The sequence below is a fragment of the Polyangium sp. 15x6 genome (assembly GCF_029960785.1).
Taxonomy (GTDB): Bacteria; Myxococcota_A; Polyangia; order Polyangiales; family Polyangiaceae; genus Polyangium.
Genome location: NZ_JASBQE010000136.1, coordinates 1 through 13,244, shown reverse-complemented (window position 1 = coordinate 13,244; position 13,244 = coordinate 1). Strand labels below are relative to the sequence as shown.

Annotated in this window: 11 protein-coding genes; 2 read left to right on the top strand and 9 right to left on the bottom strand. The window is 66.5% G+C overall.

What is annotated here, in order from left to right; translation table 11 throughout:
• Position 1: 1 nt before the first annotated feature.
• The 4 genes from QHF83_RS48175 to QHF83_RS48160 form a co-directional block, all read right to left on the bottom strand.
• On the bottom strand, positions 2-3,205 hold the full coding sequence (locus QHF83_RS48175) for a TonB-dependent receptor (RefSeq protein WP_282424902.1): 3,204 nt from the start codon (positions 3,203-3,205) through the stop codon (positions 2-4).
• A gap of 738 nt (positions 3,206-3,943) precedes the next feature.
• Entirely contained in the window at positions 3,944-4,531 is a 588-nt protein-coding gene (locus QHF83_RS48170; RefSeq protein ID WP_282424901.1) for a hypothetical protein, read from the bottom strand.
• Between the two features lie 731 nt (positions 4,532-5,262).
• Positions 5,263-5,733, bottom strand: a complete 471-nt coding sequence (locus QHF83_RS48165; RefSeq protein ID WP_282424900.1) for a DUF4265 domain-containing protein — start codon at positions 5,731-5,733, stop codon at positions 5,263-5,265.
• Positions 5,730-7,094 (bottom strand): HNH endonuclease signature motif containing protein, encoded by a 1,365-nt coding sequence (locus QHF83_RS48160; protein ID WP_282424899.1) that lies wholly within the window; start codon positions 7,092-7,094, stop codon positions 5,730-5,732. Before QHF83_RS48160 ends, QHF83_RS48165 begins: the two co-directional genes overlap by 4 nt.
• Positions 7,095-7,924: 830 nt before the next feature.
• Here QHF83_RS48160 and QHF83_RS48155 point away from each other — a divergent pair.
• Positions 7,925-8,800 (top strand): hypothetical protein, encoded by an 876-nt coding sequence (locus tag QHF83_RS48155; RefSeq protein WP_282424898.1) that lies wholly within the window; start codon positions 7,925-7,927, stop codon positions 8,798-8,800.
• Here the strand turns inward: QHF83_RS48155 and QHF83_RS48150 are convergent.
• The 5 genes from QHF83_RS48150 to QHF83_RS48130 all read right to left on the bottom strand — a co-directional run bounded on the left by QHF83_RS48150 (position 8,778) and on the right by QHF83_RS48130 (position 13,003).
• A complete protein-coding gene (locus QHF83_RS48150) occupies positions 8,778-9,155 on the bottom strand; it encodes a hypothetical protein (RefSeq protein WP_282424897.1) in 378 nt (125 codons plus the stop codon). The two genes, QHF83_RS48155 and QHF83_RS48150, sit on opposite strands and share 23 nt — an antisense overlap.
• Before the next feature lie 386 nt (positions 9,156-9,541).
• Entirely contained in the window at positions 9,542-10,948 is a 1,407-nt protein-coding gene (locus QHF83_RS48145) for a sodium:solute symporter family protein (RefSeq protein WP_282424896.1), read from the bottom strand.
• A gap of 63 nt (positions 10,949-11,011) precedes the next feature.
• Positions 11,012-11,803, bottom strand: a complete 792-nt coding sequence (locus QHF83_RS48140; RefSeq protein ID WP_282424895.1) for a hypothetical protein — start codon at positions 11,801-11,803, stop codon at positions 11,012-11,014.
• Positions 11,804-11,914: 111 nt separating this feature from the next.
• Positions 11,915-12,259: a hypothetical protein gene (locus tag QHF83_RS48135; RefSeq protein WP_282424894.1), complete on the bottom strand. Its 345-nt coding sequence runs from the start codon at positions 12,257-12,259 to the stop codon at positions 11,915-11,917.
• Positions 12,260-12,337: 78 nt separating this feature from the next.
• Positions 12,338-13,003 (bottom strand): hypothetical protein, encoded by a 666-nt coding sequence (locus tag QHF83_RS48130; protein WP_282424893.1) that lies wholly within the window; start codon positions 13,001-13,003, stop codon positions 12,338-12,340.
• A gap of 7 nt (positions 13,004-13,010) precedes the next feature.
• On the opposite strand from QHF83_RS48130, the gene QHF83_RS48125 reads away from it, so the two are divergent.
• Positions 13,011-13,244, top strand: a 234-nt coding sequence (locus QHF83_RS48125) for a hypothetical protein (RefSeq protein WP_282424892.1), incomplete at its 3' end; no start/stop codon positions are given.

Here is a 13,244-nt window from a genome sequence, read left to right as displayed (position 1 = left end):
TTCAGAAGGTCACCCGCGCATTGAAGCGGACCTGCCGCGGGAGCTGGAATCCGTTGGGGTTCCCGAAATTGGGATTCTTGTCGACGTCGCTGAAGGGCTGGCCGTCCCAGTACACGAGCTTGCCCTTCGCCGCCGGGAGGTCGGCCATGGTGCCTCCCTCGATGGGACGGACGTCGGCGAACGTGTAATTGGAATCGACGCCGGTGACGGTCTGGAAGTTGAAGAGGTTGAAGATGTCGACGCCGAACGTGATGGTCTGGTCCTTGTTGAGCTGGAGGCCGGCCGTGACGTTCGTGTCGATCGAATGGACCCAGGGCGTCCTTCCGCCTTCGCCGCGCGGCAAGATGAAGACCTCGCCCGTGAGGTATTGCGGGTGCGCGCCGAGGACGTTGATGGGCGTGCCCGAGCGAGCGGTGTAGCTGCCGCCGACGCTGATCGAGATGTTGCCGGGCAAGATGAACTCCTTGGCGCCGAAGACCTTGATGGAATGGGTACGGTCGCCGGGGAGCGGGCCTTCGCGGTTCGGCAGGAGCGAGATGAGGTCGAAATCCGAGTTGATGTTCGGATCGAGCTGCTGGGTCTCGGGCCGGAAGAGGCCGGCGAGGTTGCCGCGCAAATAAGCCGCGGTGTAGCTCGCCTGCGCGAGCCAGCGATTCGCGAACGCCTTCTCGAAGAAGATCGTGAACGAGTCGTAATCGCGGACGGCCTCGGGGAAGTCCTTGGCGATGCCGTGGCCGGGATTGCCGATGAAGTAGGTGTTCGCCTCGTCCCGGCTCATGTCCTCGACGGCATGATTGAGCGATTGGTGGGTGTATGCGCCGCCGATCTTCGCGCCCTGGAAGAGCTCGTATTCGCCGCCGAGGACGAGCTGATCGGACGATTGAGGCTTGATGTCCGGATCGACGGGGACGCGGTCGGAGCCGGTGGCGCCGAATTTCCGGGTCGGGTCGCTGTTTCCGGTGATCGTGATGAGATTGTTCGGGTCGTCGCAGGCGCCGTGGACCTGCGCGGGATCCCGCGGATTGCAGACGTTGGAGCCGCGGAGGGAGTAGATGTTGAGCTCGCCCGGGAAGGAGCGGTCGACGAGGTTCAGGGTGATGGCCTGGTAAAACCGCGCGAAGTTGCCGAAGATCTTGGCCTGGCCCTTCCTGGTCGGATCCCAGATGACGCCGACGCGCGGCGACCACTGGTTCGGGAGCGTCATGCCAATGCGACCGTCATTGCCCGTGACGACCTGCGCGTCATAACGGACGCCGAGGTTCAGGGTGACGCGATCGAGGATGTTCCAGCTATCCTGGACGAACCCGCCGACGGTATAGGAGCGCGAGGTGGTGGAGAACGAGTTCAAGAAGACGGGGCGGTCCGGGCGCTCCAGGAAGCCGAAGCGGCGGGCGTCGAGGAACGTTGCGCCGTCCGAGCTCTCGCGGAACGCATTGCCGCCGCTGACGCCGCGGGCGCTCGTGTAATCGAGGGCCTCGAAATCGATGCCGGCCTTGATGATGTGCTGGCCGAGGAGGTTGCCGATGGCCGTGAAGATGGCGCGGCCCTGGATGCGGTTCTGCGTGGCCTGACGCATGATGCCGGGGCCGCCGGTGAAGTAGTTGACGACGGGGCAATAAAGCGCCGCGATCGCCTGACTGCCGCCCGGCGCGCATGCCTCGCGCGCGGCCGCCGGGAGGGTTTCGAATTCGGTGATCGGATACCGCCCGCCCGTGGACCTGCGCCACGCGACGTTCGGGATCCCCGCCATGGTGCCCGGCGAGCCGATTTCGGAGACGCCGCTGCCATCGGCGGCGGCCTGGGTGAGCGAGCCGTAGACCCAGCCAATCGTGGTATCGAGCAGATACTTCTTGTTGGCGAAGGACGAGGAGGTCTTCAGGACGACGTTGTTCGAGAAAGACTCGTTGATCCCGCCGAACGCCGCGTAAGGCCCCTGCAGGTTCGGCGCAGAGCCGCCGGTCTGGAGGTTGAACGGATAATCGCCGTTGCCGCCGGAGGTCTGCGGGACGCCGAAGACCGAGAGCGAGACGGTGTGGTCCTGATGGGCCTTCCAGGTGAGCTTGCCGATGTACTGGTACGTCCGGTTCGTGGCGTAGTAGGTGCGCTGCGTCCCGGGCAGGACCGAGGTCTGCTGGAACCCGGTCTCGGGATCCCGGATCGGAATGGGGTTGCCCATGGCATCCTCGGCCGGCGTGCCGTCGGGGTTCTCGACGTAGAGGAGCTTGTTCAGCGTGCGATCGAGGCGGGTCTTCTGGATCGCGAGGCTCGCGCCGGTGAAGAACCAGAGCTTGTCGCGCAGAATGGGGCCGCCGAGCTCGAAGCCGATGTCCTGGATGGTCGCGAGGCTCGGGCTTGTCTGGATGGTGCTGCCCTCGCGAGGAATGCGGGTGCGCCGGCCCTCGAGGGCGCCGGGCGTGATGGCGCTGAAGAAGGAGCCGTGGAATTCGTTCGAGCCGCTCTTCGTGACGACATCCATGACGCCGCCGATCGAGCGGCCATATTCGGGCAAATAACCGGCCGTGATGACGTTGACCTCGCGGACGAACTCGCTGGAGAGCGGCGTGCCGAGGATGCCGAAGGCGGCGTCGTTGGCGGAGAGGCCGTCGATGACGAAGCCGTTCTCCGGGGAGGTCGTGCCATTGACGGAGACGCCGTAGGTGTCGGTGAAGGTGCCGGGGGCGATGGTGGCGAGGCCCTCGAAGGAGCGGGTCGCGCCGCCTTTGCCGGTCGGCGGGTTCGTCGGGACGCGCCGGGTGAACTCGGGGCCGACGCTGGTCTTGACGCCGGTCGTGTAATCGATGACGGGCGGGGTGACCTCCACGAGGATATCCATGCCGGATTCGACGACCTCGGGGAGGATCTGGATCTGGACGAGGGCCGTGCCGCCCGCGCGGAGCGTGAAGGGTTTGGAGGCATAGGGCCGGTAGTTCGTCCCGCCGTCGGCACGAACGACGTATCCGTCGCCGGGCGGCAAGCTCGGGAGGCGGTAATTGCCCGCCTTGTCTGTCAGGGCGATTTCCTCGCCCTGGAGCGCGGGCGAGGTGGCCGTGACGACGACGTCCGGGACCGGCTGGCTCGTCGCGGCATTGATGACCTTGCCCTGAATGGTGGCACCGCCCTGCGCGAGCGCCTCGCTGCCGAAGCAGACGATCGCCGTGGCGAGGGCCGGCGCGCAGAGGAGAAAAACTCGATTCGGCCGTCTCACGTGGACCTCCCTCGAGCCCGCCCCGCGGGCTCGAGGGTCCGAAGAGCAGCGACCGTGCCACGAGGGCGCGAGGGCGATCCTCGCGATGTATATAAGGAGACCCGGCGCGGGGCCGGTTTCACGGTGCGCGATCTGTGCAAGGGGCATTTGCACAGATCGCGCAAGCCAATTCGATCAGGTTGCGCAAGCCGAGATCGAAATCGTTCTTGCTGCTGGCCCCGCCGCCGGCCGTCGAGGAGCGGCCCAGGTTTCATCCTCGACGCCGCGAAGGACCTCGAAGCGCGCACGACGCAGGAGCCCGCGACATAGCCGCTGCGTGGTCGCGTCCTGCTCTGGACTGAAACGCCGCGCGGCGCAGCCGGCTCGGATCGGCGACCGACGACCCGCAGGAGAGGACGATGGAGGCGAGCGGTGCTTGCCCAGATGCGCGCGCCCCATCGCCCTCTTCTGCGGGTCGGTGAAAAGTTTGGCTTGACAGGACACCCGTCCTTCGACAAACGTATGCGTCGGAGAGCGCGTCTACACCGGATCCATGAACTCGAGTCACCCACCCGGTCTCCGGGAGACGGGCCGAGAAAAACCGCCTAGTCGGCACTCCGGTCAATGGACGCGCTCTCTCTTTTTTCGAAAGCGCACCTCGTAGCAAGAGCAGGGACAAGCGACCCGCAGGTCAACGACGCAACATGATCGGGGAGGCGATTCGGATCGACGAACGCGAAAAAAAGTTGGGCGTAGGTCCTACGCGGGCGGCAGGTCGAACGGCGCGAGGCAGCAGAACGTCACGACGTCGGCGGGGTCTTCCGAGGCCGCGCCCGTGGGTTCTCCACCGGTCGCCGAGCACGTGCCCGGCATGTATGCGAGGTCCGTGATCGCCTTGCTGCCGAGCTTCCGGCCTGGCGGGTAGACGTTCGTGCACTGCACGTCGGTCGAGTAGACGGGATCCTCGGAGAATTGCGACATGCACGCGCCGTCCTCGTAGAGCCGAAGGGCCCCGAGGCAGGCGCTCCCCACAGGCTCCCCGCCGCACTCGCACGCCGTGCAGCCGCGCGTATCGACCGGCTGCTCCCCGTAGAGGTAGATGGGGTCGTAGCGGTCGTAGTTGCCAGGGCACTTGTCGTGTTTGCCCCGGAGCGCGATGCACTGGAGGAATGGGTACGGCAGATCGTACATGCATCGGTGCGTGGACGTCTCGCACGTGCCCTCGCGCTCCTTCGCCTCGCAGGCGAGGCCGATCCACTTCCAATCGGTCGTCGTCGTGGAGGTGGCCGGCTTCGTGATCGACGGGCAGGACTCACTCGTCGGGCCGGGGAGCGGCGAGGACCACACCGACTGCGCGCAAGGCTCGCCGCCGCAATCAAGCCCCGCCGGCAGGGCGTTCGTGCTCGTGCACGAGCCGTCCCAGCCGGCGGGTCCGCCGAAAGGGAGCGCGGACGCTCCGTTCTCCGCGCACGTGGCGGCGCGGACTTCGATCGTCTTCGGTCGATCGTGGCGGTCGCCACCGTGCGTTTGCCGTAGGAGCGGCGACCGCCACGACGCTCGGCCCGACGATGCGCTGGGGGGGCTTATCGGCCAGGCATGCGTGCTTCCAAGGGGATGGCGACCGGCCCGGGTTGCGCCGCTAGACGCGACCAACCCGGCTTCGATCCGCGCTCGATCCGAGCCCATAGGATGCCATCGATACTTACTTCAACCCCCGCGTCGAACCATGCACACTGGACAGCAGACTGCGGGGTCAACCGACGCACCTTCTCGGATTTGCAGTAGTCCCTCGGATTGAGGAAGGGCATCGGACTGGGGTCCTCCCAATTCACTGTGTCGGGTGGCTCCACGACATTGTAAAGCCATACATCGCCCACGACCTCCTCGTCTTCAAGGAGGTATGCGTACGCCACTCGATCGTCATCATCCAAGACGACCGCGAGGCTTCCATCCGGATGATCGAACCGCAAGAGAACCTCATTGCTTTTTGCCGTCGAATCGCCCACGGTCGTGCTCCTTCGTCCAGTACCGCCGCTGCTGCTCCCTCCAGGCCTTTCTATCAATTGTGCTGGGCTGCTTCACTGACCAACACTTCCAGAGTCTTGGCCATCCTGGCCTAGGCAGCCCTCCTCGTATTCGAACACGCCGGCAGCTTCCTGTTCGTCCAAGAATTTGCGCAGGGCATCGTAAGGAACCGTCGGCGGGATATCGACGGCAACGAGTCGAGGTAGATCCGATTCGGATGCGCAGCCCATTCGCCGAAGGTAATCTCGCACGACGGGAACATCCGCTTCGTCTCGGAACCACAAGCGGACGGTGCTGTGACCGGACGCCGTGATCAGCCCAGAAAAATGCAACATGCCGTCCTCATCCGGACTGGCCGCCACGATGTCGTTGCATGCCACGCCTCGGGCATAGAACGGGATATTGTCTATCCTGTAGCCGTTCGACACGGGGACCGCCCACAGACTCTCGAGATCGACGGTCCCGTCCTCGTTCTCGACATCGAAGAGAATCTTGACGTGCGCAGGATGGTGTTGAGCGTTCATAGCGTGTCGCGTTTCTTCAGGTTGCAGTCGCGGCAGAGGATCTGGCCATTCAATGGATCACCGTCGCCGCCTTTACTTTGAGGAATCTTGTGGTCACGCTGGCGCTCGTTTCCTGGTGGGCGGACGCCGCGCTGGGATTTCTCGGCGGGTATGGTTTGGGTACGGCATGTTTCGCACACGTTGACGCCTCCATTTCGCTCAGCGTTGGCCGCATCGATCTCTGCCTTACCCTTTGCTGTAAATGGCTTGCCAGCTCTCGACCCGCCAGCGCTCCCCCCCGAGCCGGGCTTCGTCGTCGCCTTGACGGTCGTGGTCGTGCTGGTCCCGGTCGAAGGCGCCTGCCCCGCCGCAGCACCGTTCGGCTTCGCCACGGTCCGCGTTGTCGTCTTGACAGTCGTGACCGGTTGTGCTGGTGCCGCTGCCGGCTTCGACGCGGGCCGTGACGAGCTCGCTCCCCCACCGCTGCCACTTCCCGTTGATAACGACTGCCCGTTGTGTGTCTCGGCGGGCTTCTTCTTGGACTTCGGAACGAAGTTCGGATGCCGGGCATGGCAAAGCCCCTGGAGGCACTCCCTGGCTCGGTCTTCCGCGAGCGCGGAGGTCTCCGCCGGGCTGAGCCCCCAGTCCTCATACGCCTGCGCTGCGCTCGCCGGCAACTCCCTCGGCTCGGCCGGCTCGGGCGGCTCAAGCTCGCGGATCGCGGCCGGCTGTTTGTCCGCGACAGCCTGCTCCGCGTCGCGCCGCTTGACGAGCACCCTCGTGCAAGCACGTGAGCCCGTCCCGCTCCGTCTCCTCGTCTGACCTGGCTCCCGATACTCCGTGCACCGCTCTTGCTCCGGCGACCTCGCGATCGGTCGCGGCAGCGGCTTCGGCCCCTCGGCCTTCTTGGCCTCGTCCTTCTTCTCTTCAGCCTCCTTGGCCTTCGCCTTCGCCGCGGCGACGCGTGGCTTCGGCCGCGGCGTCCGCGCGGGGCATTCGAGCTTGTTGTACGGAATCGGTAAGAGCCGCGCGCTCTCTGGAGGCGAGTCCGCATTGAACACGAACACGGGGCTGCCATTGCCTCTCGCGCGGTCCACCTCCCGGACCCCGAAGAAGGGCGCGCCGTCGGAGGTGACCCCCCAGATTCGTTTGTCGTTCGGTACGTTCGGCGGACGTACGCAGACGTGGATGACGTTCGGCGCCTCGAAGATCCGGGCCATCGTTGGATCGCGCGAGGCGGCGCATCCGGACGAAATCAAAACGAAACACAGGACGACGAGCGCCATGACGAGGGAGAAGCGCCGGACATCGAGCGCGCTCTGCGACTCCAGGGCGAGCGAGAGCGTCCCGCCCGGAGGGCGGATCGAGGGAAGCCAGGCCATGGAAGGTCCCTTCCGTTGCCGCAGGCCACGGCGAGCCACCCCCACGGCGCTGTGCGCGGGCCTGCGTTATTCCTGGCGATCCTTGTGCATCAACACGCGGAACGCGCGCAAGATGGAGGGGCGCTTGGTAGGACCCCCAATGTCCGAACGGAACAGGGGGCGGAGATCCCTGCCACAGCCGTCGCGCGGCCGAGATGGCGCGCGAAAACCTCTTTGCTCGCCGCGGCCTCCTCGCGTGGTCCTCTCACGCAGAGCCGAACGACCTGCGCACAGACGGCCGCCCTCCTGTTCTGCCGCGATAACATCCCTCGTTCTTCGCAGCCGCCAGCCCCGATTTCCCTCCGCCCGCGCCCCTGCCGCGCGCACGTGCTCCGATCCGCGCCGCGACCGTCGAATGTCGACAGAGCCGCCCCCCGTTCGGCTCTGGGAGCGCTCCGGGAGCGACACGCCGGCCGGCGGTACGCGCGAAACCGCCCCCGGCTCCGCCCGCCGGCCGCCACCGGTTTTGCGGAACTACCCTCGGCTCCGCCCGCGGCCCACCCTCGTTCCTCCGCGAAACAGCGCTTCCCCGAACGCCGCCCCTGTTTCGCCCCCGGACCACCCCCGTCCGCTTCCTTCGGTCGTCGTTCCGCCGCCGAACGGACCCCGTTCGGCACGCCCCGACCTCGTTTCCCGATCGCATGGATGAAAAGCCGCCAAACACGAGCCCTGATCCGCGATACGCGACGCGGACGACGGGACGCCCGAGGCTCGTTCCGCCGTGGGCGCCGATGCTTCCGCCCCGTACGATCCCCTTGTTTTCTGCGTTGGGGCTTGGTACCGTCGCATCCATGGGAGTACGCGCCCTCGGTTATCGCATCGGTCTTTTCACCCTCCTTCGAGAGCTTCAATATACCCTCTCCCGAGCGGTCCAGGAGCCCCTGGCCGCAACCTACGTGCCCGTCTTCCAGGAGCTCCGCGAGCAATGGAAGCTCATCCTCCTCGAGGAGATCGAGATCCTCGACGCATTGGCGAACGCGCAGGCCGCGGTCGACAAGGCCGATGACGGGCTCGACGGATTCGCCGGGCGCGTCTCGCGCGCGGCCGACGACCACACGAGCGGCAATACGCGCAAGCAGCTCCGGACGACGCTCTTCAAGAACAAGCCGCTCGGGAAATTCCGGCGGCCCGTGCTCGGCGGGCAGCTCCAATCCATGACGGATTGGAGCGAGACGCTCGCGAAATGCGGCGTGCCGGCGCTCGTCGACATGGCGCCCGAGGCGGAGGCGCTCGTCGCCGCGGGCCAGAACGCCGAGGAGCTGCGCAAGAAAGCGCAAGCCAAGAACCGCGATTTCCGCGACATCGGCGCGCGCAAGCAGTTCATCGACAAGGTCAATGGATCCCGCAAGGAGTCGCACGGCGGCCTCGCCAAGCTGCCGTTCCAGTACGCCACGCTATCGTCGAGCTTCGCCGATGGCTTCTTCTATAGCGAACCGCCGCGAGAAGAGGAGGAGACGATCGACGAGGTCAAGGCGTCGATCGCCGAGCTCATGGCCCAGCTCGAAGAGCGTCAGGCCTTCTTGAAGAAGCTGGAGGAAGAGGCCGAGAACGAGGCCCGGGCGGCCGCGGAACAAGCGGCGCAGGCCCAGGCGGCCGAGGAGCTGGAGGCGCAGGCCCAGGCGCTGCTGGAGAAGGCCGCCGCGCTCAAGGCGAAGATGAAGAAATGACGCGTCTCGCTTCCGTCCCCGTCGCGGCGCATTCAGCCATGACCCCGGCGACCGCCACCGCTCCCGCCTGAGCCACCACTCCCACCAGCACCCCCTCCATCGCCGCCGCCACCTCCGCCCGCTCCCCCAACACCACCGTCCCCGCTTCCGCCTGCACCGCCGCTTCCGCCTCCACCTGCACCGCCACTTCCGCTTCCACCTGCACCGCCGCTTCCGCTTCCACCTGCACCGCCGCTTCCGCTTCCACCTGCACCGCCGCTTCCGCTTCCACCTGCACCGCCACTTCCGCTTCCACCTGCACCGCCGCTTCCGCTTCCACCTGCACCGCCGCTTCCGCCTCCCTCGCCTGCGCCATTCCCGCTCGTCTCGCCTCCGGCGCCGCCCATTTCACCTGCGCCGCCGGGTCCCACGGTCGCTGCGCCGACGCTCCACCCGGAGCTCGTCGAGAGCGCGCCTGACGCGCCGCCGGAGCCGATTCTCTGCTCAATCGTATCCGAGCTACTACACGCGGCGAGCGCTCCCCATGCCACGAGCACGGCACCCGCCACGAATGCACGATTCGTGTTCATTCAAGGCCCCCCGGAAAACAAGTCAGGTGTTCCGGGGATGAGTCTGACCCGCCAAAAATGGAAACTCCACGCAGGATCCGGACATTTTTCGGATTTTCCTGCGTTTTGTACGTCCGCGAAAAACGTATCTTCGTCCGGGTCACGTCTCCGTGCGTCGCGGCCGGAGGCTGGATCAGCCGGGAACGGAGACAGGGGCGCGGGGGCGCCGAACCCAATGGACGACGAGGGGCAAGGTCGCGAGGAGGAGGCCGACGAATATGTCCTGGAGCCAGGGCGAACGGAGGCCGAGCGCCTTCGGGCCGAGTTTGCCGGCGAGGGCGCCGAGCAGGCCAAGCGTGAGGGAGACGAGGGCGACACGCGGGGGAATGGGCGCGTCGACGAAGAGGCCGACGCAAAGGATCGGCAGGAGCGAGGCGCCGAGGAGGGCGCCCGCGAGGGTCGAGAGGGAGACGATGTCGCCGAGAGGGCGGAAGGAGAGCGCGAGGACGAGGGTCGCGACGAGGAAGAGAATCACGCGGGTGCGGCCCTCGCTCGGCTCACGTCGGGCGAGCGGGGCGACGACATGCTTTTCGAGGCACGAGGCGACGACGAGCAAGGCGGAGTCGAGCGAGGACATCGAGGCCGCGAGGAGCGCGACGAGGAAGATGGGGCCAAAGGCCGCGCCGAGGAGGCCACGCTCGAAGACGAGCTGCGGGACGACCTCGTCGGCGTCACGGACGAGGGGCAGGAGCGAGCGCGCGAGGTAACCGACGGGGAAGAGGCAGCCGAGGACGACGAGGAGCAGGAGCGGAGCGAAATGCCGGAAGCGGCGGGCCTGCGCGCCGTCGCCGAAGGCATAAAAGACCATGACCTGCTTGGGGTCGGCGACGAGTTTGACCGCGCCCGACAAACCCACGGCGACGAGCTGCGCGATGGAGAGGGGGCGGAGCGGCGGAGGCGCGGGCGCGGCAGGATCGGGCGAGGCGGAGACGACCGCGACGAAGAGCAGGCCCGCGCCGACGAGGAGGACGACCGATTGCACGACGTCCGTGAGCACGTCCGCCCAGAGGCCGCCGAGCAGGCAATAGACGATCGTGACGAGATACACGACGAGCAACGCCGCGGAATACGAGAGGCCGAGGCCCGATGCGACGACGAGGGCCGTGCCCCGCAAGACGGCGAGGACGTACAAGACGGTGGTGGCGACGACGATCCACTGGACGAGGACCGCGAGGGGGCGAGATCCGAAGCGGCGCTCGAAGAAATCGGGCAGCGTGAGGGCGCCATTCGTTCGGGCAAACTCGGCGAAACGAGGGGCGAAGAGGTGGAAGGAGAGCGCGCAGGCGACGACGAGGAAGCCGGCGACGACGCACCATCCGAGCCCGACTTCATGGCTCTTGCCCGCATGCCCGACGAAGGAGTTCGAGCTGACGAAGTTCGCCATGAAGGAGAGGGCGAGCATCCACGCGGGGATCTTGCCGCCGCCCGTGACGTAGTCGGAAAAGCCCTTGGATCGCCGGGTGACGTAGGCGCCAGCGACGATGAGCGCGAGGAGGTAGCCAGCGACGACGAGGAGGGTGACGAGGCGATCGGGGAGCATGGGCGCGGAGGGTTGCTCGCCTTCTATGTCCCGATCCGCCGCGGAAGCAACGTGTCGTCCGGTCTATTCGTCGACGACGCGGATCGGGATCCAGTCGAACCCGGTGACGCCTGCGCCCTGGAAGATGCGCCAGACCTTCGGGGTGACGAGGAAATAGGGGGCGGCGAGCACGGAGTCGTTCACGTCGCCGTTGAAGTTCACCTCGCCGAACCATTCCCAGGTCACGTTCACGTCGCAGATATCCGCGATGTCCGCGGCGCGGTAGGCGAGCCGAAGAGGGATCTCCGCCTCCCTGGTGAAGCTACTTCGCCCACAAGGGCAGGGCTTGTAGGGAAAAATTCCGGTCGATCGAGGCGACATCCGCGGCATCGTGTGCGTGGCGCAGATCTGCCGCCACGCGAGCTGGATGTGGCCCCGCTTTTCGAACGCCGCGAACACGCCTCGGAACGAGATCCCGGTCGCGCCGCTCTCCGCGAGCACGTTTGCCAGCTTTTCATCGACGAGCATGTCGTCGTACGGGGTCGCGGCGGCGCGCCGGCCTTCGAGTTTGTGGAGGTCTTCGCCCTCGAGGATCATCGCGGACGTCTGCCGAGCCCCGGCGCCGCAGCGCTTGCAGGCGTCGGACATATCGTACGTCGTGCCCACCCGCGGCCCGCCGAAGACCGTGGCATCAAAGTCGTACGACATGATGAGCAGGCGCGACGATTCGAGCTCCTCGTCGGTAAAGCAGTCGTAGCGCCGTTCCAACCAGGAAGCACCACGCTCCGTGAGGAGATGCAGGAGGCGCGGCAGACGCTCGTCCCTTTCGTCAAGGGTGACGATGGTGAAAATCGCACCTTCTTCGAGTTCCGCCACGTCGGAACCGCAGCGCACCGTATCGAGCAGCGCACGGGGCCCCTCTGGGATGCGGTCGCTTCGGAACAAGATTCGAACCTCTGTCTTCATTCTGCGCCTCGATGGCTCGGGCTACTTCCCGAAGTAAGGCTTGATGGCATCGAGCCAGTGGGAGTGCGGGGCATATACCTCCTCGTATGCCTTCCAGAGGCCTTCCTTGCTCTTCGGGAACAGCTTCTTGGCCTCGTCGAGCGCCTTCGTGATCCTCTTGTGTTCTGCGCTCGTCAGGATCACCGATGGGATGTTGTCAAGCTCCTTCGTGAGTTGCCACCTGCCGGCCATCGCCTTCTCCAGGATGTGATGCGCCTGGTAGTCGCCCTCCAGGCCCCGCGTGAACTCGCGCATCACCTCGTAGGGACCGATCGCGCCGTTCTGCTCCAGGGCATCCGCGATCGCCCTCCCGTACCGCTGGGCCAAGAGCTCCGCCGTCTCCTTCGAGATTTCCTCGGCTCCCTGGAGGATGATCGGCGCTTTCTTCGCGCAAGCCTCCTCTAGCTACTTCGCGAACTTCTCGGCCTGCCCGACGAGCACCGCGGAGGCGACCTGCGTGATCGCCGCCGCGGCCTGGACGATGGCGTTGTCGACGCCGTCCTCGTTGTCGCCGCCGATGATCCCGAACCGCTTGCCGTCCCTCCGCGCGAGGTCGTGGTTGAACTCGCCGTTCAGCATCGCGGACGCGATCGCCAGCTCGCGGACCATCCGCTCCATCGGCGTCAGGGCTTTGCCTTTCCCCGTGCCATCGCCCGTCCCGTTGCACCCCTCCTTCGTGTCCTGACAGCGAACCGCGCTCACGAGCGGTCGCCCCTGCCCGTGCTGAAGCTCCGGCAGCGCGCCGCCCCGATCCACGAGCGTGCACGATTCGTCCACGCATTTCGGCGGATCCACCTCGTCGCGCGAGGGCAGGATCCCCTCCTTGCTCAAGGCCCCTGATTCCGACGGCAAGGTCATGCTCTTCGCGCGCGGGTCACGCGGCGCGCCTTCCTTCCGGGGCGGGTCGTCGCTGCGAATGCGGTGCTTCTCGACGCGCTCCTCGACGCTCGGCTCGTCGCCTTTGCCGCCGCCGGTCCCACCGCCCTTCGCGCCTCCACCATTGTTGCCGCCTCCGCCTTTGCCTGTGCCGTTGCCCTCATCGCCGTCCGCCCTCTCCTTCGGCCTGAGCATTGGTCTCATGTCGAAGCCGCTGCGCTGGGGCGTTGCCCCAGGCCCCACCGGGGCTATCCGCCCCTGGACCCGGACCAGCGCAAGCGCTGGACCGTTCGTCGATGAACTGCGCATCGCGCAGTTCATCGAACAGGCCGACTCGAGACAGCCGCGCTGCCCTTTCGACGGGCAACGCGGTCCAACCGGCCGGTTGGAAGAACTGCGCTCCGCGCAGTTCTTCCATCCCGAGTCCAGGGCTTGC